26 protein-coding genes are annotated in these 26,965 nt (G+C 35.2%); 12 read left to right on the forward strand and 14 right to left on the reverse strand.

Annotated features, from left to right (window positions below; genetic code table 11):
• Window positions 1-146: 146 nt before the first annotated feature.
• From SCA31_RS07605 to SCA31_RS07625, 5 genes are all read left to right on the forward strand, one after another.
• Window positions 147-1,073, forward strand: coding sequence for a tyrosine-type recombinase/integrase (locus SCA31_RS07605; protein ID WP_410696362.1), 927 nt, complete (start codon window positions 147-149; stop codon window positions 1,071-1,073).
• A gap of 272 nt (window positions 1,074-1,345) precedes the next feature.
• Window positions 1,346-1,894: a hypothetical protein gene (locus tag SCA31_RS07610; RefSeq protein WP_410696363.1), complete on the forward strand. Its 549-nt coding sequence runs from the start codon at window positions 1,346-1,348 to the stop codon at window positions 1,892-1,894.
• Window positions 1,895-2,053: 159 nt separating this feature from the next.
• Window positions 2,054-2,713: a hypothetical protein gene (locus SCA31_RS07615; protein WP_410696364.1), complete on the forward strand. Its 660-nt coding sequence runs from the start codon at window positions 2,054-2,056 to the stop codon at window positions 2,711-2,713.
• 168 nt (window positions 2,714-2,881) lie between these two features.
• Complete coding sequence (locus tag SCA31_RS07620; RefSeq protein WP_410696365.1) at window positions 2,882-3,535, forward strand: hypothetical protein; 654 nt, start codon at window positions 2,882-2,884, stop codon at window positions 3,533-3,535.
• Window positions 3,536-3,574: 39 nt separating this feature from the next.
• Window positions 3,575-4,069, forward strand: coding sequence for a hypothetical protein (locus tag SCA31_RS07625; RefSeq protein WP_410696366.1), 495 nt, complete (start codon window positions 3,575-3,577; stop codon window positions 4,067-4,069).
• A 7-nt stretch (window positions 4,070-4,076) separates the two neighbouring features.
• On the opposite strand, the gene SCA31_RS07630 is transcribed toward SCA31_RS07625, so the two are convergent.
• The 4 genes from SCA31_RS07630 to SCA31_RS07645 all read right to left on the reverse strand — a co-directional run bounded on the left by SCA31_RS07630 (window position 4,077) and on the right by SCA31_RS07645 (window position 8,259).
• Window positions 4,077-5,102 (reverse strand): hypothetical protein, encoded by a 1,026-nt coding sequence (locus tag SCA31_RS07630; RefSeq protein ID WP_410696367.1) that lies wholly within the window; start codon window positions 5,100-5,102, stop codon window positions 4,077-4,079.
• A 402-nt stretch (window positions 5,103-5,504) separates the two neighbouring features.
• Entirely contained in the window at window positions 5,505-6,212 is a 708-nt protein-coding gene (locus SCA31_RS07635; RefSeq protein ID WP_410696368.1) for a hypothetical protein, read from the reverse strand.
• 8 nt (window positions 6,213-6,220) lie between these two features.
• Window positions 6,221-7,516 carry a PQQ-binding-like beta-propeller repeat protein gene (locus SCA31_RS07640; RefSeq protein WP_410696369.1) on the reverse strand — a complete coding sequence of 432 codons (1,296 nt, stop codon included), beginning with the start codon at window positions 7,514-7,516 and terminating at the stop codon, window positions 6,221-6,223.
• A gap of 20 nt (window positions 7,517-7,536) precedes the next feature.
• Entirely contained in the window at window positions 7,537-8,259 is a 723-nt protein-coding gene (locus tag SCA31_RS07645; protein ID WP_410696370.1) for an ankyrin repeat domain-containing protein, read from the reverse strand.
• Between the two features lie 177 nt (window positions 8,260-8,436).
• Between SCA31_RS07645 and SCA31_RS07650 the strand changes: the two genes are divergently transcribed.
• Window positions 8,437-8,949: a thioredoxin family protein gene (locus SCA31_RS07650; protein WP_410696371.1), complete on the forward strand. Its 513-nt coding sequence runs from the start codon at window positions 8,437-8,439 to the stop codon at window positions 8,947-8,949.
• Window positions 8,950-9,031: 82 nt separating this feature from the next.
• A complete protein-coding gene (locus SCA31_RS07655; protein WP_410696372.1) occupies window positions 9,032-10,783 on the forward strand; it encodes an RDD family protein in 1,752 nt (583 codons plus the stop codon).
• Window positions 10,784-10,840: 57 nt separating this feature from the next.
• Here SCA31_RS07655 and SCA31_RS07660 read toward each other — a convergent pair whose 3' ends face one another.
• From SCA31_RS07660 to SCA31_RS07675, 4 genes are all read right to left on the reverse strand, one after another.
• Entirely contained in the window at window positions 10,841-11,434 is a 594-nt protein-coding gene (locus tag SCA31_RS07660; protein WP_410696373.1) for a hypothetical protein, read from the reverse strand.
• A gap of 188 nt (window positions 11,435-11,622) precedes the next feature.
• Window positions 11,623-12,018, reverse strand: coding sequence for a hypothetical protein (locus SCA31_RS07665; protein ID WP_076352484.1), 396 nt, complete (start codon window positions 12,016-12,018; stop codon window positions 11,623-11,625).
• A gap of 51 nt (window positions 12,019-12,069) precedes the next feature.
• Window positions 12,070-12,201, reverse strand: coding sequence for a hypothetical protein (locus SCA31_RS07670; protein WP_410696374.1), 132 nt, complete (start codon window positions 12,199-12,201; stop codon window positions 12,070-12,072).
• Window positions 12,202-12,283: 82 nt separating this feature from the next.
• On the reverse strand, window positions 12,284-12,640 hold the full coding sequence (locus SCA31_RS07675; protein WP_410696375.1) for a hypothetical protein: 357 nt from the start codon (window positions 12,638-12,640) through the stop codon (window positions 12,284-12,286).
• A 655-nt stretch (window positions 12,641-13,295) separates the two neighbouring features.
• On the opposite strand from SCA31_RS07675, the gene SCA31_RS07680 reads away from it, so the two are divergent.
• Window positions 13,296-14,309, forward strand: a complete 1,014-nt coding sequence (locus SCA31_RS07680) for a nucleoid-associated protein (protein ID WP_410696376.1) — start codon at window positions 13,296-13,298, stop codon at window positions 14,307-14,309.
• Window positions 14,310-14,371: 62 nt separating this feature from the next.
• Window positions 14,372-15,334, forward strand: coding sequence for a hypothetical protein (locus SCA31_RS07685; protein WP_410696377.1), 963 nt, complete (start codon window positions 14,372-14,374; stop codon window positions 15,332-15,334).
• A gap of 80 nt (window positions 15,335-15,414) precedes the next feature.
• On the opposite strand, the gene SCA31_RS07690 is transcribed toward SCA31_RS07685, so the two are convergent.
• The 6 genes from SCA31_RS07690 to SCA31_RS07715 all read right to left on the reverse strand — a co-directional run bounded on the left by SCA31_RS07690 (window position 15,415) and on the right by SCA31_RS07715 (window position 22,728).
• Window positions 15,415-16,164 (reverse strand): succinate dehydrogenase/fumarate reductase iron-sulfur subunit, encoded by a 750-nt coding sequence (locus SCA31_RS07690; RefSeq protein WP_410696378.1) that lies wholly within the window; start codon window positions 16,162-16,164, stop codon window positions 15,415-15,417.
• A gap of 12 nt (window positions 16,165-16,176) precedes the next feature.
• A complete protein-coding gene (locus SCA31_RS07695; RefSeq protein ID WP_410696379.1) occupies window positions 16,177-18,093 on the reverse strand; it encodes a fumarate reductase/succinate dehydrogenase flavoprotein subunit in 1,917 nt (638 codons plus the stop codon).
• A gap of 11 nt (window positions 18,094-18,104) precedes the next feature.
• Window positions 18,105-18,761, reverse strand: coding sequence for a succinate dehydrogenase cytochrome b subunit (locus SCA31_RS07700; RefSeq protein WP_410696380.1), 657 nt, complete (start codon window positions 18,759-18,761; stop codon window positions 18,105-18,107).
• Window positions 18,762-18,777: 16 nt separating this feature from the next.
• Entirely contained in the window at window positions 18,778-20,208 is a 1,431-nt protein-coding gene (locus SCA31_RS07705; protein WP_410696381.1) for an anion permease, read from the reverse strand.
• Between the two features lie 20 nt (window positions 20,209-20,228).
• Window positions 20,229-21,395 carry a porin gene (locus SCA31_RS07710; protein ID WP_410696382.1) on the reverse strand — a complete coding sequence of 389 codons (1,167 nt, stop codon included), beginning with the start codon at window positions 21,393-21,395 and terminating at the stop codon, window positions 20,229-20,231.
• Between the two features lie 283 nt (window positions 21,396-21,678).
• Window positions 21,679-22,728, reverse strand: coding sequence for a linear amide C-N hydrolase (locus SCA31_RS07715; protein WP_410696383.1), 1,050 nt, complete (start codon window positions 22,726-22,728; stop codon window positions 21,679-21,681).
• Window positions 22,729-23,067: 339 nt separating this feature from the next.
• On the opposite strand from SCA31_RS07715, the gene SCA31_RS07720 reads away from it, so the two are divergent.
• The 3 genes from SCA31_RS07720 (at window position 23,068) to SCA31_RS07730 (ending at window position 26,909) form a co-directional block, all read left to right on the forward strand.
• Window positions 23,068-25,290: an ATP-binding protein gene (locus SCA31_RS07720; protein ID WP_410696384.1), complete on the forward strand. Its 2,223-nt coding sequence runs from the start codon at window positions 23,068-23,070 to the stop codon at window positions 25,288-25,290.
• A gap of 21 nt (window positions 25,291-25,311) precedes the next feature.
• Window positions 25,312-25,863 (forward strand): biliverdin-producing heme oxygenase, encoded by a 552-nt coding sequence (locus SCA31_RS07725; RefSeq protein WP_410696385.1) that lies wholly within the window; start codon window positions 25,312-25,314, stop codon window positions 25,861-25,863.
• Between the two features lie 119 nt (window positions 25,864-25,982).
• Window positions 25,983-26,909 carry a malate dehydrogenase gene (locus tag SCA31_RS07730; RefSeq protein WP_034699354.1) on the forward strand — a complete coding sequence of 309 codons (927 nt, stop codon included), beginning with the start codon at window positions 25,983-25,985 and terminating at the stop codon, window positions 26,907-26,909.
• The last annotated feature ends 56 nt before the right edge of the window (window positions 26,910-26,965 follow it).

Below are 26,965 nucleotides of genomic sequence, written 5' to 3' on the forward strand. Positions count from 1 at the left end.
AGGCTAATAGAACATTCTCCTAAAGTTACTTGTTCCCATTCCCCATCAAACCCCGGAAATCTCAAATTGGGAACATTAACTAATTCATATCCTCAAGGTTTTTGAATCTTTAATTGCTTTCCTTTGGTATTTAAATTTAAAAAATAATGATTAAACAAAAACAATTGTCCGAAGTCATCGAACTATGGAAAGTAAACAAGAAACAATACGTTAAAAAATCAAGTTTTTCTGCTTACACACTTCTAATTGAAAATCATATAATTCCAATCTTTGGTAAAGCATTTATTATCGAGGAAACCGATGTGCAAAACTTTGTTTTCAAAAAACTAGAAGTGGGTTTAAGCCATAAGACGATTAAAGATATCCTAATTGTTTTAAAGATGATTCTCAAATTCGGGGCAAAAAATAAATGGTTTGATTACACACCTTTTGATATACAGTTCCCTACGGAAAGGGAAAAGCATAGCTTGGAGGTACTTACCAAATCTGACCAGAAAAAGATAATGAATTACATTCAGGAACATTTTACATTTAGAAATCTGGGTGTTTACATTTGCCTAAGTGCTGGAATGCGAATTGGCGAGGTATGTGCATTGACTTGGGAAGACGTTGATACAGATAATGGAATTATAAGTGTGAACCAAACCATTCAACGCATATATGTAATAGAGGAGGGAGTTCGAAGAACAGAATTGATTTTGGATACGCCCAAAACTAAAAACTCTATCCGTGAAATCCCCATAAGTAAAGATTTATTAAGAATCTTAAAACCTTTTAAAAAAATAGTTAATCCTTCTTTTTTTGTATTGACAAATGATGCGAAACCAACAGAACCGAGAACTTATCGAAGTTATTACAAAAACCTTATGAAGGAACTTAATATGCCCAACCTAAAATTTCACGGATTAAGGCATAGCTTCGCCACAAGATGTATCGAAAGTAATTGTGATTATAAAACAGTAAGTGTTCTGCTTGGGCACTCTAATATTAGTACGACATTAAATCTCTATGTTCATCCTAATATGGAACAGAAAAAGAAAGCGATTGAGCAGATGTTTAAAGCTTTGAGATAATTGCTTAATTTTGCCAAATTATTAATAAGATGAAAATAGAGAAAACTTTAAATATTTGTATCTTATTTGTATCATTTAAATGTAACTAATTGATATTCAGTATTAGTTATTTTTGAATAAGTAAAATAATAAATGTAAACACTAACATTTAATTATAAATTAAACCGGCAGTAAACAAAGTTTACTGCCGGTTTTGCTTTTTATCATATTACCGTATATTTATATCAGCAATTTTTATAATTAGATATAAATAGAGATTCACTACAAAATATATGAAAAAAATTATCGGTATAATATGTCTGGCAGGAGTGTTGGCAGGTTGTAGCAAATCAGATCATAAAGGACAAAAAGAGGAGCCGAAAGAAAGGCAGCAGCTTTCTCAAGAAACAAAACCCAAATCAGAAGAATCAAAACCCTCAAAAAACGGAATTTCAAAAGAAGAAGCAGTAAAATTAGCCATGAAGCAATTTGAAGATTATTTGCCCAATATTCTTAAAACCTATGGTGGAATCATTGATCTTCAGGAACCTTATGTAGGAGACTTTACCGGCGATGGAATAGATGATGTAGCCATTTATTGGTCTGTGGCACCTGAGGGCGGAAATGCAATTATAGGACAAGGATTATCATTGTACAAGAATACCGGGAGCAAGGTGAAAGTAATTGCCGGCTACGAGCCCGATTATTTGTTCAGTTTTGATGAAATCAGTAATGGGAAAATTAGAGTTAAAAAATTAGAATATGCTGAAGAAGATGGCAGATGCTGCCCGTCGATAAGTACCGGACATACCCTAACTATTTCAGGAAATAAAGCCTATTAAAAGAGTATACATTCTTGAACGCATACAATGGTGTGAAAATGTATTTCACATCATTTATAAGTTAAAGGTCCAATCTATTTTTTGTACCTTATTCGCTCATTTTTCAACAAGAAATTTAAACATATGAATAAGCTGAAGTTTTTCTTTTTAATCGTAAGTATGTCATTTTTATTTCAGTCATACCAAGGCCAGCAGTTTGACTTAGAGAAACTTGTATTACCAGTCAAACAAAAAGAATTAAAAAAGTTTGATTTAACAGTTTCCGATGCAGGAGTTGGAACTCAGGCAGTCCAATATTCTTCTTATCTGTCTCAGGCAGTTGATGACGCGAAACTTTCATTAAACTTTGCTAAAATTGAAATAGAAAAAGCTCCCGATACAGATTCTTTTACACAAAGTATGATCCGTTTTTATGGAAAAGGGAAAGACAATAACCTGGACGGATATACTCTTACTATTGAAAACGAAGAAAGCTTTCAGAAAGTATTGAATTATTTACTAATTAAAAAGGAAAAATTCAATCTGGTTTTTGATGATGGCAAAGAAAATGAGGAAAGAGCCAGGGTTTTTAATTGTTATCAGAATAATACCATATATCTGGTTTTATCCAGATTTAACAGTAAAGGAAAGAAAGTGGGATATATAGATGCAATTGGTGCTCATGAGACTTTCCTGTTAACTTCCAGACTAGGTGGAGCATTTGGGTACTATAAAGAATATCTGGAGTACCGTAAGCGCAAACCTGCCAATTTTAGTTACCTTGATTTTCTGAAAGAAACAGACGATGAACTTTATAAGCAAAATAATAATCTACATTAATAATCAGTAATGTGTAATGTTTTGCGAAATTCTATTTTGTTACAAAGCATAAAAATCTTATAACAATTCAATCTTTATAATATCGCTCGATTGGTGATGGCTACTGTATTTTTGTACACTTCTATACCATGCTGTCGGGCTTTATATCATCACAAACAAAACTAATATATGAAATACCTTTCAATTGTACTGGTTATTATTTTATTCCAATCCTGTAATCAAAAAAAAGAGAGCAAAAAGGATCCGGTCATTCAAAGTGAAATACAGAAAACAGAAGTTAAAACCGATTCTGCCATTCAAAATACCTCTAAAGCTGCGGAGATTAAAAAAGATACTCTGGATGAAGTAATGTTGGAACAGGATATAATGTTTAATGGTAAGCTGAAAAGGTTTTTTAGCCTTAATGATTTTGGAAAAGTATTCGGAAAGGCAGATAGTACAAGGCTATTATCCGAAGAACAACCCTGTACTTATATTTTTGAGACTCCGGAAAATAACGGAATGAATGATCAATATCTGTATAAAAATGGATCACGCTTTGAAAACAGCGGCCAGAAAGTAGCAGTAGAGGAGTTTAGATTTATCAACGGAAATTATATTCTGTACAAAGGAGTAAAAATAGATTCTAAGTCTACCATCAATGATCTTAAACAGATATTTCCAAATGCAATCAGAAACATAGGGAATCTGGATGTTTATGGTGAGGGAACACTTCAGGCTATTAGGCTAAGAGAAGATAAAGAGGGGATTTCTGATGGTCATATTAATATATTTTTTAAAAATAACAGGATATATTCTTTACATTGGTGGTTTCCTTGCTAAAATTTTATAATAACCAATCTCACAAAGTAAACGGATAATATGAAACTGAATTTAACAAAATACATAGCATTACTATTTGCGGTATGCTTACCACTGATTTCCTGTGGACAAGACACTTCAAAGGATAAGCAAAACCTCCAGACCAAGGCAGAACAATTTACCCAAAAGATAATTACCCTTATATCTCAAAAGGATTATGCAACATTAAATCAACTGACGGCTCAAAAGGTATATTGCTATTTGTGTTTTGAAACAGCCCCGGAAAACAATGCTTTTGTGAACAAAAAAACTTTTTATAGTAAACATAGTAACCATATTTTTAACAAGGATTTGTTGGAGAGACTGAAACGTAAGGAAATTAAGTTTGCAATTGACCAGGATGACCCTGCATTTGGAGACAGAAATTATATTGTACTATATACCACCCATCGTCCCAATGAACTGGATGACGGACATGAAGGAGCACAATTTATCTTTTGGTTGAAAGATGAAAAAGGTATCCTTAAGTTTTCAGGAGTGGAAACAGTGCCCTAATTTGTTTTTACTTCTTAGGTCTTATCAGATAATAAACTTGGTTTTGGGTATCAATCAATAACAGGTAAGCTCCTTTTTTCGGTTGGTAAATAAAATAAGAAAAAGGATCTCTTAAGTTTTCATTAGGATAGTCTATAGAAACATGCTGCTTGTAATGCAGCATTTTTTTTGGCATTGTAATCGAAAAATAACTTGTACCGGTCCAGCCATCACCACCAGAACCATTTCCTGATCCCCAGCTAAAATTCTTCAGATTCCAAAAAGAACGGGCAGCCCATTTTTCTTTGTGAACAAATTCTCGTTTAATGATATTTGCCTGAGTATCTATGGTGTAGGTAGATGTATCGTACTGAATTGATTTTTTATTGGTTTTGTATGCCGGATAATCTGTCCAGCTCTTTTCAGTATAAAAATAATTCCAGACATTATCCTTAAATACAACTAATTTGTATTTGTAATCATTATCAGCCGTATCGGAATGAATGATATCATCGTACATATATTCCTTATCGGCAATGATTTTTTGTGCTTCAGAAACGGAAAAGATTTTATTGTCTGTAATGTTTTTATAGGGATAATGAATGGTATCCCCATCTTTAATCCAGTTAGAGTAGGTATTTTGATCCACATCTACAATATAATCGTTGAAAGTCTGATAGCTATGTGTAGAGTTTAGACTCTTGTAACTGTATTGCAGAGAATCCGTTATCTGACCGTTTAGATTTATTTTATACCATTTATTTACGATATCATCACCACCGTCTTTTGATCCTTTTCTACTTCCGGAAATGATGATAATTGTACTGTCATTTCCTTGAAGTACGGGTTCATTAAAGCTTCCATATATTTTCAATACTTCATAATCAGGATCTTTAAGGCTGTCCAGTGTAGTGTAAGACCTATATTTTTCCGGAAGTTTTTCAGATTTTAATTTGTATTGCTGATAATGCATTCTGATATCAGGCAAAATAATAACGGCAATGATGATGATACACCACAGTATAATGTATTTTTTTTTAATATTTAGTTTCATCTTATTTGTAGGTTTTTTAGTTTTTAACTCCTTTCAGATGGGATTTTATGGTAGGGTCTGAAAAGAAATAAGGGTGTTTTTATTTAATTAAAATTCTCTCTGTGCGGTAAAACAAAATACAAAAAAATAAAAAATGTCAAAAGTAAAATGTTAAATAAATATTTTGCCCTTTCTTTCCTGTTGATCCGGAAAAAGGTTTCAATAGCTATCAATCCTCCCAAAAAGAAAAAAACATACAACGGAATGAGGTCCAGATCGTACGTTTGACGTTTATATCCTGCCTCGGCAAATAAAGCAAACCAAGCAAAGTAAGGAATGGCCAGAATAATAAACCTCACCAGTATATATATCATAACTGTTTTCATTTTTTAGAGCATATTATTTTTTCTGAATTGAAACCTTTCATATTGTGTTCTTATTTTTGAATGAAAAAAATAGATTAATGATGAGCAAGACAATTAAAACTCCAATAAAGATAGAAAATGCGTAAATAGCTGATCCCTGCAGATAAAAAAGTGAGCGGGAGACAAAGAATCTGCTTTCTTTAGGATGGGTTGCATTATAAAGAAGTATACATTTTTGAGAATCAATCTGCTGCTTTGTTTGCTGTAGAAGCTTTGCCTTTAATAGTTGGATTCTTTCTTTACTTTCCCATATCGGGTAATACATTTTTTCAGCTTTCTGTTCTGTATTTGTATAGGTTTTATGATTGAGTGTATATTGATAAGATACATCAATAAAAGCATATCCACTCGATCTCCTAAATGGGTTTTCCCATTCTGATGTATAAGATAATACCTGTCCTTTCGTTTGCTGCCATCCGGGATGTGTCCATTGAAACTCCTTGAATTTTAAAAAAGGTGAAACAGACATCAGGGTAAGCAATGGGAAATAAATTAAGGCCAATAACATTAAAAAATATTCACCTTTTGCTTTCCAGCCTGTCTTTGTAGAGTTTCTTAATAAAAAAATAATAACAGCAACAATCAGTGCATAGATAAAATAACGGTAATTATTGATCCAAAATAATAAGCAAGCTACAATAACCATCATGAGCAGAAAACCCAAATAATGGAACATTTTGTCAATAATGTATTTGATGCTTTTCAAATTCTTATTTATTTTGAAATATACTTGATTTGCAGTTTGTTGTATTCGTTATCATTGAATGTTTTTGCAATAACTAATCTTGCTGCTTGGGTTTGGGTATCAAAAATTTCAATCCCTTTTTGGGTAACATATACAAAATGAGAGGCATCTATAGATTCAATACCAGAAAGAGGTTTGTCTTTAATTTTGACCTTAGTGAAATTTTTTCCGTTAGTGTCTATATAAAAAAGAGTATTAGCGTTATTACCAATGATTTTACCAAGGCTAATAGTCCAGTTTAAAACATCAGGTGGCAGAATTTGTTCCCATTCCAGATTTCCATCTTCAGCATTAATGGCAAGAAGTTTTGATTCATCGTTAGAGGATATTCTCATCTCAGTGTATAAAGTACCGTCCTCAAAAAAAAGGATATGGCTTCTTTTAGCAACAAGCTTGTCATTCTTGTAGATCCATTTGAACACCTTAGGATTTTTAATGAAAGTATTATTTGGATCAGAGATGTCACCATTAGGGAGATTGCCATCTTTATCAAGGTTCAGGGCATAGATGGTTCTTGTTTCACTTCCAATGAAAAGAGTATTGCCATCAGTGTACATCTGGTTGTAAATAGGACGTTGAAATTGGTTAAATTCGTTATGCTGTAAGAGTTGTCCTGCAATTTCCACATCTCTGTCAAACATTCCATACGAAGTATTTACCCCATTTTGAGCACTCAATTTTTCCAGAAAAACAGCCGAATTCACAAAATAGGAATTACGGTATTTTACAGGAGCAAAGTAATTATATATCGTTGGCAGTTCACTAAGCCAGTTTTTTGTACCATCAGCCTTATTGAAATTATAGAGCCAAGCACTATTAACCTCTAAGGGATGTCCGGTTGATGCTATTAGAATATTTTGACCATCTACTAAAGGTTTTGCCATAAATAAAGGCATCCGTGCACTTAGTTTTTTTGCTTCTTCATTCTCATCATTGCTCATATCCAACGGTTGGTCTCCATTACCATAGATCTGTTGCTGCCAGATGATTTTACCCGTGCTAATATCAAAATTAATAAGCTTTCCACTTTCAAAAGGCATAAAAATACTCTGCCCATCCACTGCAAAAAGATTTCGGTTACCGACGCTGTCTATGGCACTTTTATATTGCCAGACCATTTTATTTTCGTCAAGGTTAAAGTTGAAAATCTGGCCTTCAGTAGCCACTAACAATGTAGCATGGTTTACTTTGTTGGATTCTGTTTTTGAGTTCTTATTACAGCCTAAAAAAATGGAAGCTGAAATAAGGAGTATTAGTTTTTTCATGGTGGTGATGGTGGGGGTGTTTATTTTAAAAGCTTGATAAGCTCTGTATTCTTATTGGCTTTTGCAAACTGTAAAGCAGTCTTTCCCTCAACAATTCCGTTATCTGTTTCAAAGGTGACTCTGGATTTTTTATCAGCTCCCTGAGACAAAAGATATTTCGCAATGTCTGTATAATCCTTTTCTACGGCATACAGCAAAGCATTGTACCCATCGTCGTCAAAATGATACATGGGAGAATCCTTACCTTTCAGAGGAATCTTCTTTATAAATTCCAGATCATTGTTCTTTACCGATAGCAGCAGCAGTTTTCCAAGATCTCCTCTTTCAATTTTCTGAGGCTGATGGCTAACATATAATTCTTTTGCAATTTCAAAATTTTCATAAAAAATAGCAGTATACAATGCATTTTGAGCATAGATGCCTTTCCCGAGAAGATAGCGTGTAATCTCCGGGCTTCCATACTCAATGGCTGTATCAATAAGGGTTTTGTCTGCTGTGATATTGGCCCCCTTATTCACCATGTATTCTACCATGGGTAAGTTTTTCTTCCAGATAGCGGCCTTTACAGGTAAAATCTGATCTGAAAGAACGGCTTTAATAGGGTATCCTTGTTCTGTTAACTTTTTCACCAAGGATAAATCATTACTGCTGATGGCTCCATAGAAAGCATCCACCTGTTGTTTACTCTGAGCATTCAGCATCGAAGACAAGGCTATAATGATTGACATTCCAATCTTCTTCATTCCTGTATTATTTTAATAGAATGTAAAAGTAACTAATTTCCCGTATTGCAGAGAACCCCTGATTCTAGGGATATAATTTTTGTATTCTATATTCATTACTACTTAAAAATAATTAAAATAAATGAACAATCTTTTTCTTGTAAATTCCTACATTCGTATAGCATAAAATAAAATTCAATGAAATACTCTAAGATTATTGTGGTTGTTACCTTACTATTATTTCAGTTAGGAACAGCACAGGAAAAAGCAGATGTGGTATTAAATAAAGCGCTTACAGAAGCCAAGGCGGGGAAGAAAAATGTTCTGTTAATGTTTCATGCTTCATGGTGCAAATGGTGTAAGATGATGGAAAAGAATATGAATCTTCCGGAAACCAAACCTCTTTTTGATAAGAAATTTGTTACAGCTTATGTAGACGTTCAAGAAAGAGGTGAAAAGAAATCTCTTGAAAATCCCGGTGGGCAGGAGCTTATGAATAAATATAAAGGAGAAAATGCAGGACTTCCTTTTTGGTTGATTTTAAATCCGAAAGGAGAAGTGCTAGCAGATTCATTTAATGCTAAGGGAGAAAACCTCGGCTCACCTTCAACCCCCGAAGAAGTAGCCACTTTTATTACAAAGCTGGAAAAGACCTCAAAATTGAAAAAAGAAGAACTACAGATCATTGAAAATGTATTTGTGAAAAAGTAAAAGCAGTTTTCTGTTTTTATTAGAGAATGTCCCTTGGCAAAAGTCTTGGGATTTTTTATATTTTTACCGAAATATCAGTTATATGGAGAATATTTACTCTAAAAAGCAATATTATTTTGTAGGATTTACGTCATTGATTGTTTCAGTACTTGGGCTGATATTATCAATAAGTACTTTTAACATCATTAAAAATAGCCTTGGATTTATTTCTGACGAAAGAAAATATGTTGGCTTGTATTGGCTATTTAAACCAATGACCCTTTTCATAGGGGTTACAAAGAATGCTTTTGACGTCTGGGAGGTCTTTTTACTATCCTTATTGCTTGTCGGAAGTATTATATTTTTGCTTAAAAAAAGAGATACCCGGTTAATTGCATTTGTCTTTTCAATCATCTTGATTTCTAACGCTCAGGGAATGTTTAATACTCTGTTTTATTTCCTTTATACCAAAAAGAAGATAGAAGCAGAAACAGGGTCGGGCATGGGAATAATGATGTACTTTTATCCTGTAGTTGAAGCTTTGTATATTGTAATAAGCTATAAAATTCTTACCATCATAAAGAGTAAAAAAGTACTGAATATAACCCATACAGAAACATCTACAGTTATAAAAGATACGCCTAAAATACAGCGGTTTTTCCATTTTTTGATAGATACATTTATTATCTTACTTGTTTTCTGTCCATTGGTTTTCAATCTGTTTGAGGCGTACCTTATAAAAATTTCTTTTTTTAGGGAAAAACTGAACAACGAATTTGGCGCGCTTCTTTTAATTGTTATTGTAAGGTTTATTTACTATCCTTTCTTTGAAATTCTATTTGGTTCCACCCCTGCAAAATTTCTTACAGAATCAAGAGTGATTAGCAATACAGCAGAAAAACCATCTGTATCAGATATTTTTAAAAGAACCCTTTACAGAAATATTCCTTTCAATGCAGTTTCTTTTTTTTGGAAAACAGGTTTACATGATTCCCTGTCGTATACCCATGTTGTAAAAGAAAAAAGGAATGGCTTTAAAACAGGATATCTTTTGATTGTTCTGGCGGTGTTTATCCCGTATGTTTATTTTTATTATTTCGGAGAGAAAATTATCACAGATTATCGGACCTCAAAGATTGATGAAAGAATGATTAAATATGAAAGCGATTTTAGAAGAAGCAGTGTTGAGAATATTAATCCAAATCAGGTTTATATTCTTAAACGGCTTGGAAGTATGTTGTATGAAGGGAAAGCTTTAAAGATTGAAAGGATAGAAGGGAACGAAATTATTTGTAAAGAATTGATCAAGAAAGATACTTATGACCTGAATTATTATGGGCTTGTAGATTTATATAAGAATCAGAAAGATACAGCAACAGTCTATAGATTCACCAAAAAAGATTTTATCAACGCTGTTCCTAAGAATATCAGAGAAATGGATGAAGAAAAACGAAATGGAACAAACTTCTTTGATCAATACGGAACCTATGAAATAAAGGATATCTATACCCTTAACGCTCCATTTATTGAGGAGGGAAAAATAGAACAAGAATATTCCATGAAAAACAGGTCCAATGTTCAGCGGATTTCTTTCAAGAATATTGGAAAAAGCGGAAGAATAGTTTCCATAAAAACAGCAGATGGTAAAGTGATCTGGAAAGATAAATTTCCAATCATGATGAAAGGTTCCAATACTTACTCAGACTGGTTTTCAGTACATGTTGATAATTTGAAAGCTGAAGATACCTTTAGTGCAGATATGGAGGTTGCGGATTCATTGAATAACAGACAAATGTATAAAATAGAGATGGATCAGGCTCCTTATACTGCCATAAGGATCTATCGACTGAATTAAAAAAGCTCCCCAAACAGATCGTGTTTGGGGAGTTTTTGTTCTAATGTAATTTTAAATTTACAATGATTTGTAATGATATTCTATATTGCTCCAAAGTACTGTGTCATCTGCTTCCGTCATTTCAGAGGGAGAAGTAAAAACAGTTCCAAAGGCATTTTCATATTGAGTGATGCCAAAATCTGTATTTTGGTTAATAAATAACGGGCCGTGGTTTCTTGGAGCTTTTTTGATATACCTGAAAGTTCTTTTTAGGGTAAATGTTGAGGCGTTTTTATTGAAATCTCCTAAATAATTGGGCTTATTGCTGCTATCATTGATTAATACAGAATCATTAACGATTTTGATAGGGTATGATACATTACTGGAAGTTCCTGAAATCAATTTTACAGAATTATTTTTCAAATCAAGGCTGATGATTTTCCAGGCTGGCTCCTGATAGGTATTCCAATAATTCTTCAAATAAGATTCATCAGGAGTAGATTTTTGTCCCATTGATCCTCTATACAAAACAGTATTTTTTACGGCATAACTTCTGAATTCAAAATTCCGGATTTCATGATCAATCGGTCTTGGATCATCAATTATATTATCATTATTTCCGCATGAGATCAGGGATAACAATATCATGACAGCATAAAAAGAGTATTTCATTGGTTTTTTTGCAAAAGTAGGGTTTTATAATAGGAAAGCAAAAAAGGCAAAATGGCGAAAAAGTTAAAAGATTTAAATTGCTGCCAAATATATTCTTTCCTCCCTCTTTTAGTAAAAAGATATCGGAAGACTTAAGCAAGCAATCTTGCCAATTTACCTCTTTGTAATTTCGCCTCTATAAAAACTATTTATTTCCCAAAGTAGATCTGGTCTTGCTTCTGCTGCTCATTATAAATAATCTGGAAGCTCACAGGCATATAATGATAAAGAAGCTTCCAATGCTGGATTTTTGCATGCTTTTTAAAGCTTTCAAAAGACCTTATGAAGATATTTTCAATCATGGTTCTTACATAAGAATTTCCATTCCTGTAAAGTCCATCCATAAGTTTGATGTGATGGGCAATAATGTTGATCTTAGATTCCTGCAGCAGGCCTTTCAGATAATTAACGGTTGCCTGCATGATTCCTGCAAAATTATCATGAACAGATAACTGTATGATTTCCTTGCGAAGTGGCGGATAGAAAAATTTTAAGTATTCAACAGCTATTTTTTGATTAATAGTTTGCATTTGTACTTTCATCATAATTAAGAATTTTTCAAACACTTTTTATTGAAGCTAAATGTATACCAAAATTTAAAGACAGGCTGCAAAAATAAATACACCAATGATTATAGCGATGTGAGTGAGTAATATCTCCGAATTGTGTCTGTTAGTCGTTGTTTTCCAGGTTTTCCAGTCTGAAATTTTTCTTATTTTATTTTTCATAATCTATTGATTGTGAGTTATTTTTAATTTTGTTTAATTTAAACACTTTGTAATGAAACGGGTAAAAAATGTAATAAAAACTTTATATGCCGTGGCTGTAAATTTGTCTTGAATAGCTGCTTTTCAGGGGAGAAGAAATATGACTAAATATCATTTTCCGGTCTTCCTTGCTGCAAAAAGCTGTACAATTGTCCAAAGAATAGATAAAAGTGTTCTCAATTGCATTTTTTAAGGTAATATCACCATCGGTGTAAATTTTGTCCATTTTTTGTAAGCTTTTGAGTAGCAGATTACTGTCATTCTGGCGGATCATTTTTTTTATACGGTCCGTGAATGTCCTGATAACACTATACGAATTCGGATTTTTATTCTCTTTTAGTTCAGTTTCAAAATCAGGAACCAATTCTGTTATTTCCTGTACGGCTTGTAAATAGTTCATATTATATTTTTTTAAATGTGGTTTTGTTCAAGTAGCTTTATAATGGCTCCAAAAATGAAAATGGTTAAAAAGGCGATAAAAAGCATGTGGTAAGGCTTTAACCATTTGGGAGTCTTAGGTCCTCTGCTTTTTAATCTTCTTAACTTGTCTATTCTGTTTAATGTTTTCAAGTCCATTTTTTCCATGTTTTCAAATGATGATGCCAATGGTATTCCGTTGAATGCTTATTTGGTTTAATTATTTGATTATCAAAATATTGTATTGTTTTGGGTGAGGTTTTAAAATGACAAAAGCATTTCAAAATGATAAGGATTTTATCAAATTGGAAAAGGAAGAACTCTTTTAACTGTAAAGGATTTAAGAGTAAACTAAACCACAAAAGTCACAAAATAATAGTAGCCTTTAAGTTATTTCAAGTAAAAGGCTTGATATATAAGAAGTACGCATGAGTTTTAAAAACCTGAAATTTTCATCTTTAATGAACTTTTTTCAGCATTATTTTAAACTTTTAAAGTGAACTAAATTGTTTTAAAATAAAGCTTTTGGGACTTTTGTGGTTCAAAAATTCAACACAACCCAAAAACAAAATCATTCCTGTTTTTAAGTTTCGCATAAAGAATAGAATGAATATCTTTGCAGTCCAAATATTCAGAAGATGTTTTCAAAAATAATAGTACACAGAGTCGGAAATAAGATCAACGGAGAATCATTAACGCTTTCTCAAGAGGAATTGAAGCTTGAGGAGGGAATGGCAGAAATGCTTGAGAATTACTTTTTAGGTTCTTTCAAATCAGAAGAAACTTTCCATTTTTACAGTGATACCTACCTGGTGAATAATCCGGTTTACAGCGCAGTATCTGAAATTTTTGAAGATAAGTCCAAGTTCATTTGGGAATCTGAAAATATTGCAAAGCATCTTTTCGAAGCGGCTGAAAACCCAAGAGTTCAGGGAGGAGAATTGTTCATTGTTCTTTTTGAAGATGAAAGTGACCGTCCGGATAGAGTAGACAAGATCGGAATTTTCAAAACTGAAAAAAGAGAGTCATTCTTGAAAATTAATCCACAGGATGAAACATTTGATATAGAAAAAGACATGGGAATTGGTTTATCTAAGATTGATAAAGCAGCCTTAATCTACAATAATAATAAAGATACAGGATATGTACTTTCCGTCGTTGACAACAACAAAAACGGTGATATGTACTATTGGTTCGAGGATTTCTTAAAGGTAAAACAACGTGACGATGAATACTTCCACACTCAGGAAGCATTGATGGTGTACAAAGATTATATCACAAAGCAGTTGCCGCAGGAATTTGAGGTTTCAAAAGCTGACCAGGCAGATTTCCTAAATAAATCGATCAATTTCTTCAAAGAAAAAGAAGAGTTTAAATTGGATGAGTTTGCCAGTGAGGTATTGGGAGATGAACATGTAATTGAAAGTTTCGTCAACTTTAAAACCGATTACGAACAGGATATGCAAGTGAATATTGCAGAAGAATTCCCAATTAGTGAAGCAGCAGTAAAAAAGACCCAAAGACACTTTAAAAGTATCATTAAGCTAGACAAAAATTTCCACATCTACATCCACGGAGACAGACAGAAGCTGGAAATGGGTGAAGATGATAAAGGAAAATACTACAGACTTTACTTCGAGAAAGAGGTGTAATAAAAGAAAAGCCCATTAAATAATAATGTCATAACTTTATCTCGCATCGCAAAATAACAGTTATGAAATTTATGATCATTTTCTGGGGAATCTTTATCCTTTTTTTCTGCATACCATTTCCGATTTTCATTTATATGATGACTGAGGAACTCGCAACAGAACCGAGAAATTCATTAGCTGTGAGCTATGGGTATCTCGGTTTTTCGTTGCTGATATGGCTGTACATTCTTGTATTCTTTATAAATAATCTTTTCGTTAAAACTTTTAAACAGAAAAATACCATTCATTCCATTCTGAGAAACGGAATACCCAGAGAGGCGAAAATTATCCGTTACCAGCTCATCAAATATTTTCCCAAAACCAATATGAATGCCATTCAGATTGTTCTTTCATTTCGTAATCTCAGAAACACGATGATTGAACATGAAATGATGTTTCATGATTCCAAGCCGCAGGAAAAAAGATTTGATGTCGGAAAAGAAGTAAAGGTATTACTGAATTCTAATGCTTCTCAGGAACCTTATTTTATCTTGAGTGATCAGAAAGTTGGATTCAATGCATCGGGAATGATTTTAAGAGTCATATTTATCATATTATTGGTGGCTTATGTAATCGGATTATACTCTTATTTTTATATGCGGGAATCCTTTGACTTTGGCTGGAGGTTTCTCACCTTTATGCATCCGATTATTTTCAGTGGAATCATGACGATTATCTATATAGTAGTATTTCAGCTGATTGTAGGGAAATTTTTTAGGAGTAAAAAAGAAGAACATATTCTTTTTGCCGGAAGAAATGCCAATGCAGAAATTATCAGTGTAAGTCAAACTGGTCTTACTGTGAATGATCAACCGGAATTGATGTTTCAGGTTAGCTTCAAAGATGATAAAGGAATCGAACATATTACTGTTTATAAAAAAATCGTCAGCCTTCTCAATCTTTCTTCTGTACCGAAAAACGGAACCATAGAGATTATGTATGATGAAAATGATCCTAAGAAGATTATGATTCCGAAAATATTTTAAGGCCAAAAAGTAAAAGGGCAAATCTGCTTATTTACAAATCTGCCCTTCATACATTATCGATCTTTTCTTTTTTGCTCTAATTATTTTTTCTGAAAGAAAAGTGCTCTGTTATATTCGAAATTCATTCTGGCAATATTCAGTACTGAAATTCCCTGTGGACATTCCACTTCACAGGCTTCCGTATTAGAACAATGCCCGAATAATTCGCCATCCATCTGTGAAACCATATCCAGCACACGTTTACTTCTTTCTTCTTTTCCTTGGGGAAGTAATGCCATATGCGTAATTTTTGCTGAAGTAAATAATGCCGCACTTCCGTTTTTACAGGTCGCAACACAGGCACCACATCCAATGCAGGCAGCAGAATCAAAAGCTTCTTCAGCAGTTTGGTGAGCAACCGGAATTGCTGTGGCATCCGGAGCTTGCCCTGTATTTACAGATACAAAACCTCCGGAAGAAATAATCCTGTCAAAGGCAGAGCGATCTACCTTTAAATCTTTCTTCACTGGAAAAGCCTCTGCCCGGAATGGTTCTATTAAAATAGTTTCTCCATCCTTAAAAGATCTCAGGTGAAGTTGGCAGGTCGTCGTGTTTTTTAAAGGACCGTGGGCAATACCGTTGATCATCATTCCGCATTGTCCACAGATTCCTTCACGACAATCATGATCAAATTCTACAGGTTCATCTCCTTCGGTAATCAGTTTTTCGTTTAAAGTATCCAGCATTTCCAGGAAAGACATGTGGGAGTTCAGGTCTTTTAGATCGTAATTGACCAGTTTTCCCTCACTTTTTCTGTCTTTCTGTCTCCATATCTTAAGGTGTAAATCCATAATTTTTGTTTTTTATTTGTAACTTCTTACCGTTGGCTGTATTTCTTCAAAGATCAAAGGTTCCTTGATCAGTTCAGGCTCGCCGTTTTCACCTGTCCATGCCCATGCAGAGATAAACTGATAGTCTGTATCGTTTCTCAGTGCTTCACCATCCGGAGTCTGGTATTCTTCCCGGAAGTGGGCTCCGCAGGATTCATTACGAGTTAAGGCATCATAGCACATCAATTCTCCAATCTCAAAATAATCGGCAACACGACCTGCTTTTTCCAGTTCCGTATTCATGGTATCACCTTGTCCGGAAACCCTTACCTCCTTGTGAAATTCCTGTTTTAATTTTCTTATTTCATCAATGGCATATTTAAGACCTTCTTCAGTTCTTGCCAATCCACAATAATCATATAATAACTTTCCTAATGTTTTGTGAAAATAATCAACAGTTTTAGTTCCTTTGATATTGATCAAATCCTGAATCTGGTTTTTAACCGCGTTTTCGGCTTTTTCAAATTCAGGGGTATCCGGTGAAATTTTTCCGGTATGAATTTCATCTGCCAGATAATTGGCAATGGTATAAGGAGCAATGAAATAACCGTCTACAGAAGCCTGTAAAAGAGAATTAGCTCCCAGTCTATTGGCGCCGTGGTCTGCAAAATTAGCTTCTCCTAAAGCAAATAATCCCGGAACGGTAGTCATCAGTTCATAGTCTACCCAAAGTCCGCCCATTGAAAAGTGTGCGGATGGAGAAATCATCATCGGTTCTTTATAGGCATTATATCCTGTAATCTTAAGATACATATCGAATAAGTTTCCATATTTCTCCTGAATCTTATCTTTTCCCTGTTCTTTGATGGCCTTGGAAAAATCAAGATACACCGCGTTTTTCAGAGGCCCGATTCCAAATCCTGCATCAATTCTTTCCTTAGCTGCACGGGATGAAATATCTCTTGGAGCCAGGTTTCCGAAAGCGGGATATCTTCTCTCAAGATAATAATCTCTTTCGTTCTCAGGAATATCGTTGGGTGGTCTATTTTCATCTTTGTGCAACGGAACCCAGATTCTCCCGTCATTACGCAATGATTCAGACATCAATGTTAATTTAGATTGATAATCTCCAGATTGCGGAAGGGAAGTCGGGTGCACCTGAATCCAGCTTGGGGAAGCCATTAAAGCTCCTTTTTTATGGGCTCTCCAGATAGCAGAACCATTGCACCCCATCGCTAATGTAGAAAGGTAATAGATCTTTCCATAACCTCCTGTTGCTAATATTACAGCATGTGCTGCATGACGTTCAATTTCTCCTGTGTCTAAATTCCTTACGATAATGCCTCTGGCCTTGCCATCAATGGTAACCAGATCAAGCATTTCATGCCTTGAAAACAATTGTACAGAGCCTTTTCCTACCTGCCTCATTAAGGCCTGATAAGCTCCCAAAAGCAATTGTTGTCCCGTTTGTCCTCTGGCATAGAATGTTCGGCTTACCTGGACTCCTCCGAATGAACGATTATTAAGGTAGCCGCCATATTCACGGCCGAAAGGAACACCTTGAGCTACAGACTGATCGATGAGGTTTAAGGAACATTCTGCCATCCGGTAAACATTGGCTTCACGTGCCCTAAAGTCACCACCTTTTAAGGTGTCTACAAACATTCTGTAAACGCTGTCACCGTCGTTTTTATAATTTTTAGCGGCGTTTACACCACCTTGTGCTGCCACAGAGTGTGCTCTTCTAGGGCTGTCCTGAAAGCAAAATGACTTGACATTGTAACCCATTTCACCTAAAGAAGCAGCAATAGAACTTCCTGCCAGACCTGTTCCTACAACAATAACATCCAGTTTTTTACGGTTGGCCGGATTAACAAGTTTCGCTTTCTTTTTATAATTATCCCATTTTTGTTCCAATGGGCCTTGTGGTATTTTTGAATCTAAAATCATGATAGGTCTGTTTAATGATAAGTAAAGAATACATAAATAGGCATCAGTGCAAAACCTAAACTGATGATGATTGAATAAGCAATCCCAATGGTTTTGAACCATTTTACAAACTTAGGATGGTATAGCCCAAGTGTTCTTACAGCACTGTGTATTCCGTGAATTAGGTGGTAGCATAGGGCAATCATGGAAAGTACATAAATAAGAACGTACCACCATTCCTTGAAAACCGTTACGACCAAGATGTACAAGTCCTTATTCCCATTCTCATCCAAAGGTGGATTACCGAATTTGTAAACGTACCAGAAGTTTTGAAAGTGGATCACCAGAAAGATCAGGATTAATGTTCCCAGAATTCCCATATTTCGGGAAGCCCATTTACTGGCTCTTCCACGTCTGTCATTCTGATAACCACCACCGGATTTTTTATTTTTTAAAGTGATGATTAAGCCATCTACTGCATGCAGAATGATGCTGGCATACAAAACATAAGAAACTATTTTGATGACGATATTCCCTGATAAAAAATGCGAATAGGCATTAAATTGTAAATGTGCCTGTTCTTGCGGAAGAAACAGCTGGAGATTACCCAGAAAATGAATCAGCAGGAAGAACCCCAGAAAAAGTCCCGTGAGACACATCAGCATTTTTCTTAACAATGTTGATAACATATATTTGATTTAATAATTAATAATATCCTAAAACTTTCATCCAAAGACCTCCAACAACCATGTAGATAATTAATAGAACAATTCCTATTTCAAGACCTCTTAGCCACCAGATTTTTAGATCGACATATCCACTTCCGAAGAATACCGGAGCCGGGCCGTGTCCATAGTGGGTAAGAACTCCATAAATTGAACCCATAAAACCTAGCATCATTGCCAACAGCATAGGAGGGATTCCCAAAGAAACACCTACTCCCAATAAGGCGGCATACATCGCGGCTACGTGGGCTGTAGCACTGGCAAAAATATAATGACTGAAGAAGTAAACTACAATAATAACAGGGAATGCTACCTGCCAGCTAAGACCTCCAATCTGTACTTTAATCAGATCACTAAACCATCCAATGAAGCCCAGCTCATTTAAAGAACTTGCCATCATCACTAAAACTGCGAACCAAACAATAGTATCCCAAGCCCCTTTTTCACTTTTTACATCTTCCCAGGTTAATACTGAGGTTAATAACAATAGTGTTAATCCAATAAATGCGGTTGTTGTAGCATCAATAGAAAGGGCCCCGCCGAATATCCAAAGTGCCAACAGGATAAAGAAAGCCAGTAGCATCAACCATTCGTTTCTGGAAATTGGTCCCATTTCTTTTAATTTTTGGGCAGCCATTTTCGGAGCATCACCTGTCTTTTTCAATTCAGGCGGATATAATTTGTATAATACCAACGGAACTACAAAGAATGCAACCAAACCAGGCACAAAACCTGCAGCTGCCCAAGACATCCATGTAATATCTATTCCAAGGTTGGCTGCAAACTTCTGACACATCGGGTTACTTGCAGTCCCTGTAAGGAACATGGATGAAGCAATAAGATTCATATAATAACTGTTCAATGTTAAAAATGAACCCAGTTTTCTGTGAGTTTCCGGTTTTTCAGGAACAGAGTCAAAGCTTATCGCCATAGATTTCATGATAGGATAGATAATTCCTCCACCTCTTGCCGTATTACTCGGAATGGCCGGTGCCAGACAAACATCCGCAAGCCCCAGTCCATAGGCTAATCCCAATGAACTTTTACCAAAAACCCTGATGAATAAAAAGGCAATACGGTTTCCAAGACCTGTTTTGATGAATCCTCTGGCAATAAAGAATGAGATCCCGATCAGCCAGATCACTTTATCTCCAAATCCGGAAAGAGCCTTTGTAATAGATTTTCCTGCATCTCCCGGAGCAACTACCTGTGTAAGGGCTGTAAATGCTATGGCCATCATACACATGGTACCCATAGGAGCTGCTTTTAAAATAATTCCTAGAATGGTTGCCGCGAAGATAGCAAACAGATGCCAGGCATTCTCGGCTACCCCCTCAGGAGCAGGAATGAACCATATAATCAACGCAGCAATAAATGTGATCGCTACGTTTTTAATATTAATTTCTTTCATGATGATAACTATTTAAGAGGTTAAAATCTACTCTGCACCTGTACGATGAATAGATTATTGTTGTATTGAGAGGTATTTTCTACTTGATGTTTGTAACGGTCAAACTGTACACCCAGCTGAATTCGGGCACCATAATTTTTTAGAAACTCCAGCCCAACCATTGGAGTGATGGTTTGTCTTGGATTGGAAGCCATTCTGAAATTTGTATCAAGGTATTCATATCGGCAAGACAGTTCAAAGGCACTCAGGTTTTTATGGTTGATTTCATATCTCACATTCGGAAGAAAATAAACCCCGCGCACCAGATACTGATCAGGATTAGCAGGTCTTACTTCAGGAGCAATGGAGTTGTACAGGATATGGTTGGTAGCCTGTTTTGCTTCCAGCTGCATATCCAGGCTCCATCTTGGATCAAATTGAATCATGGAACTAAGATCAACCCCTACGGCATATACTTTTTTGCTAAAAACTTCACCAATACCTCCATTCAGACCGACGTTGAAATTATATTTTTTAGATAATCCGAAAAGTAATCGGGTGGAGTATTGTTTTCCGTTGTCGTTGTCATTGACCTGGTTTTTTCCATTACCGTTCACTACAGATACTGCATATTGGAAAGGAATTTCACCAAGCTTAAGCTGTCCCGTTGCAGAAAGTCCGATCTGGAAACTAGTCCAACCCAGTTTTCCAAATTCCGAATACTGATTAGACCAGTCTAGAGATTTGATAATGTCAATAGGATAAGTTTCTTCAATTCCGAACCAAGGTCTGAACTGTCCTACAGTAAATGCCAGTTTAGGACTGAATGTGTACTTCAGATAGGCATTTTCAAGGACCCTGCTTTTAGGGTCATTTTTAAAATCGGCAAAATTAGCCAGGGCAACAACTTCTGTTCGTTTACTGATTTGGGCACGAACCTGAACTCTCATATACTTTAGCATAAAATTATTGCTCGTCCCGGAGCCATCAGAGTGATGAAGCCCGTTTACATCTACATCCTTGCTCATACCCACCAGATAACGAGCCTGAAAAAGCCCTTTGATCTGAAGCTGCGGATATTTTACGTTATCTTCTTCCTGTTGTTGTGGTTTGGTCTGTAAAGAATCCTGTATCTGTGCGTTAGCTGAAAACCAGCCTATAAGAATGCACAGGAGCAGGCTTCTCTTTTTAAATGAAAAAAAGGCCATATCTATTTGTTTAATTTTTGCTTATTTGAAATTTTATTTAAACATAAAAACTTTATCTCTATCCTTAAAAAGTTGAGGTGAAGCACAGAATGTGCTTATAAATGATAATGCTTTTATTGTTTAAACCCCTCCGTTAAATCTTCCATTTATACTTCTCCAGTGGAGGGAAATGATCACCTATCTAATCCTGAATCTGCATTCATGATTTTCTAAACCTTGCGTGTTTCTGGCTGGGTTTTCAGATAGAAACACGTAAGGTTTAAATTTTTGGTTTGGACTTAAATTATTCTAAGCCTAAGAATTTAAAAGATGGGGTTTCTTTGAAGTCAGTATTGGATTTACCGTGATAAGTCTGATAGTTACTTAGATCCAGTTTCATAACCTTTCCTTTAGTGCTCAGGTCAAAATCTTTAAGATCTACCCAGAATGTGTTGGGGGTAAAAACGGTCTCAAAGTAATAGACTAAATTCTTCTGATCCGAAACAGAACGCCATCTTGTAGAAGAAATGTTAGGTTCTGTGGGAGAAGTAATACCATAGGGTACGGAACAGTTTCTGATCACCCCGAATACACTGGCTACAGCCGTACGGATATCAGCCGTTTTTGGAATAGCATTCACATAGTAAGAAGCTCTTACAAATCTGTCTGCAGCACGGTTGGTCCCCGGAAGCATCACAGTACCCGGAATCCCTTTCCAGTAATTATTAAGAGCAAGCTGCTCTTCAAAGATAGGAGAGTTGGTCATTACCGTGTAAGACGGGTCATGATGAATAACCAGTTTCCCATTAATGTATTCCAAGACAGCGTTGTCTCCTGATGCATCAGAAAGAGAAAGATGGATGGTAGTAAACCTTTCTGTTCCCGGAATATAATCACTTACTACAACGAACGGTTCTTTTCTTGAAAAGTCCACCGCTTCTTTTACTGTTGAAAAATTATCAAGATAATATTGTGCCCATAAAGAAATGGCAAGTCCCTTTTTACCGGCTTTGGGATCGAACTTTGGATATTGTGATTCGCCTAACCACAGCATATTGGCCACAAGTCCTTTTTCGTTCATTCCATCTGCAGAAGCAATATCCCATGTAGAACTGATGATACTGCCATATTTGGAAGTCCATTTTACAGATTTAGGTCCGGTTTGTCCGTTCCGGTCAATTCCTTTTGGAAAAACCCAGAGGTTGGCCGGAATTTCGTCACGCCAATCCATAGAACGGGCGGTAAGAATTGTATTTTGCGGACCTTTGTATACTACTCGTGTACATGCTTCAGATGGATTCCATAATCCTACAGAGAGGACCAAAGAAAATAAAATTAATGGGAACTTTTTCATAATAGTATTATTTGTATTTAATTATTATCTTGAATTTATTGTGAATAATTCAATAGATTTTGTTCATATTCATTATTCGGTGATATAAATTTAGCTAAAAATGTTTAAATAAACCAATTATTCTGGTTAATAATCCTTAATTCATGTTATGAATCAGGGTTAATAGTTAAAAACATAGATATTGTATTTTTTTTCGTATATTTTAGAGATATCCTATTAAAATTACTTGAAAAAGGAGAATATTTTAATGTTGTTTTTTTTTCTGTAAAATCATATAACTTTCAGTGTGGAGGAAAAAATAATACTACAGAATCAATACCGTTAAAAAAAGCCTTATATTTGATTGATAGACTGAATACTTATATGAATTTTGTAGAATGCCAAGATGAACCCATCCATATTCCAGGCTCCATACAAAGTTTTGGTTATTTGATTGGCATTGATGCGGAGTCCCATTCCATTACTTTTTTCAGCAGGAATATATCGGATATATTTAAGATCGGAAACCTAGATGAGTTGTTCGACAGGAAGCTTTCGGACTTTCCGGAAAGTTTTCAACATATTATTGATTCAGATATCTATACTTCACTGAACAGATTCACCAGAAGGGAAAATGAGACGTATTTTGATAAGATCTTTATTAATGATAAGGAATATCATTTTTCTGTATTCAGAAGTGGGGAATCTATTTTTCTGGAATTTGAAGAGGTTTTAGTTAATCCTGATAAAAGAATTTCCAATAAATATGATAACTTTTATATCATAGATGACGAAAAAGAACTTTGGAACCATTTGCTGGAAACCCTTGCCAAGGTCGTGAACTATGACCGTATGATGGTCTATAAATTCATGATGGACGGTTCCGGAAAAGTTATTGCCGAAAAGAAACATGAAGAAATGGAAAGCTTCCTTGGACTTCATTATCCGGAATCAGATATTCCAAAACAAGCCCGGGAACTTTATCTTAAAAAAAGAAAAAGAATATTCAGTAACGTGCATAGTGAGGTTGTTCCGATTATAAGCAAAAGCAATAAAAATATTGACCTTAGTTTTTCAGGATCGCGAGGAATGTCTCCTGTTCACAGGCAGTATCTTATAAACTCTGGTGTTTCTTCCAGTTTTAGTGTTTCGATTATTATTGATAACCATCTTTGGGGGTTGGTGACCTGCCAGAATACTGAACCAAAGCATGTAGATCTTGAAGACAGGGTACAGGCAGGGATTTTTACAGCCCTGGCAGCAAATGCTTATTCTTCTTTTAAATCCAAAAAGGAACTGAACTACCGCCTGGAACTGAATGAGATATTAGGTCAGCTGAAAACAGAGTTTTTAAAGCGCCATAATTTATTCGATTCTCTTCTGGAAAGTAAGACAGCGATTAGAAATTTGCCTGAAGCAGATGGCCTTGCCATTATTTCGGATGAAAATATAATTACAGAAGGGGGCGCTCCTTCAATTGATACAATTAACAGAATTGTACGTTGGGCACTGGAAAATACAGCTGATCGGATTTATGTTAACAGAAGTTTCCTTAAAAATCATGGAGAAGAACTGAATCTGCCTGAAAATGCTGCCGGAATCATTATTTATTTCATTGAAAGAGATAAAAATGAAATGCTGATTTGGTTCCGTAAAGAGTTTGACGAACATATTAGCTGGGCCGGTAATCCGGAGAAAACAATAAGCGTGTTTTCTCAGAATGGAAAGGAAAAACAAATGGTTTCTCCCAGAACTTCATTCCGAATTTTTACAGAAAATATTAAAGGTCATTCTAAAAGATGGAATTCCAGAAATGTGAGTGCAGTACAGGCTGTAAGAGATTTAATTCTGGAAACCTCTCACAAGAATTATAATGCAATCAAAAGGCTTAATGATGAGCTTAAAAAGGTGAATGAAGAACTGGATAGCTTTTCTTATACAATTTCTCATGATCTGGGAACACCTTTAACAGTGATGAAACTGAATGCCCAGATGCTTTTGGGGAACCTTACTGATGATTCTGAAAAGAGCAAAACAAAGATCAATACCATTATTGAAGAAATTGATAATATGGCGGAAATGATGAAAGATGTGCTTCAGCTCAGCCGGGCCAAGCATAGCGAGATTCAGCTTGAGAGTCTCAATACATTGAATACCATTTACAAAATTTCTGAAAATGCAAAAATGACCTACGGAAGTCCTAAAAGTGAAATTATCATTAAGGAATGTCCGGATGTAATGGCAGATAAAACCTTGCTTCATCAGGTATTTTTAAATATCATCAATAATGCGGTAAAATATTCTTCTCATAAAGATCAGCCAAAGGTAGAAATTGAGGGAACAGAAGACGGCCCAACCATTACTTACAGAATCTCGGATAACGGGATTGGTATTCCTGAGGAAGAGAAGCATAAGATGTTTAAAATCTTCAACAGGATGGATAATGCAAAGAAGTTTAAAGGAAATGGAGTAGGGTTGTCCATCGTATACCGAATCATGAAAAGAATAGGAGGAAATGTGGATTATGAGAGTAATAAAGAGGGTACTTCTTTCATTTTAACGTTCAAAAAACCTTACATTTGAGAAACTTTTAAAACGTTATTTATGGTATCAGAATATCTTAAACAAAATACAGCAGAATATCACGATGCAGCAGAAAGGCTTTTTAATTCTGAAAAGATTTTTAATAAAACTTTCACCTTAGAAGATTATAAAAAGATCATCCATACCAATTATCTGATGCTTCTTCACAGTGAAGATAAAATATTCAACAGTCTTTCTGATAAGTATGCGGAAAAACTTCAGCTTGAAGACAGAAAGAAACTTTCCCTTATTGAAAAGGACCTTGAAAGTCTTTCTCTGGATAATCAAGCTGTATCTCATTCTCTTGAGTTTGAGAATGAACATGAGGCTCTGGGTGCCATGTATGTTATTGAAGGTTCTACTTTGGGTGGAAACGTTATTGCCAAACAGCTTTCTAAAACGGAAGGTTTTGATGAGGTAACTTTTAATTTCTTTGGATGCTATCAGGAGAATACCGGACCTATGTGGAAAAGCTTCAAGGAGGTTTTGGACACGGAAGTTGCAGAGGAAAACTATAATGAAGTGCTTTCCGGAGCAAAAAAACTATACACGTTTTTACTGAACGTCAACTAATTTCTTTTAATTCTAATTAAATTTCTGAAAAATTGCTCATTTTTTCAGGATTTATTAAATTTGGGGAGTTTCAATTTTAAACTTAACTAACAAAAATAAATAATTTAAAAAGTAACAATATGAAAGTAACTGTAGTAGGTGCAGGCGCTGTAGGAGCAAGCTGTGCGGAATACATCGCAATGAAGAACTTCTGTTCAGAAGTAGTTTTGGTAGATATTAAAGAAGGATTTGCTGAAGGTAAGGCAATGGATTTGATGCAAACGGCATCTCTTAACGGATTCGATACAAAAATTACCGGAACAACAGGAGATTACAGCAAAACTGCAGGTTCTCATGTAGCAGTAATCACTTCAGGTATTCCAAGAAAACCTGGAATGACCAGAGAAGAACTCATTGGTATCAATGCGGGTATCGTAAAAGAAGTTACTGAAAACTTAGTAAAACATTCTCCAGAAGTAATCATTATCGTGGTTTCTAACCCAATGGATACTATGGCTTATTTGGTTCATAAAACTTCAGGTCTTCCTAAGCATAAGATCATCGGAATGGGTGGTGCTTTAGACTCTGCAAGATTCAAATATAGATTGGCTGAGGCATTAGAAGCTCCAATTTCTGATGTTGATGGTATGGTAATCGCTGCTCACAGTGATACAGGGATGCTTCCATTATTGAGCAAAGCTACAAGAAATGGTGTTCCTGTAACTGAGTTCCTAAGTGATGAGCAACAAAAATATGTAATCGAAGAAACCAAAGTAGGTGGTGCTACCCTTACTAAATTATTAGGAACTTCTGCTTGGTATGCTCCAGGTGCAGCAGTTTCTGTAATGGTTCAGGCAATTGCATGTGACCAAAAGAAAATGATCCCTTGTTCTTTAATGCTTGAAGGAGAATATGGACAAAACGATATCTGCCTAGGTGTTCCAGCTATCATTGGAGCAAATGGAGTAGAATCCATCGTAAACGTAACGCTTACTGCTGAAGAGCAATTAAAATTCGCTGAAGCTGCTAATGCAGTGAGAGAAGTGAATGGAGATCTTAAATTCTAATTTACTGAATTATATATATGAAAACCGCGCCCAGAGGGCGCGGTTTTTTCTTATTA

This window comes from Chryseobacterium sp. SIMBA_028 (assembly GCF_046535285.1).
In the GTDB taxonomy this organism is placed as follows: Bacteria; Bacteroidota; Bacteroidia; order Flavobacteriales; family Weeksellaceae; genus Chryseobacterium.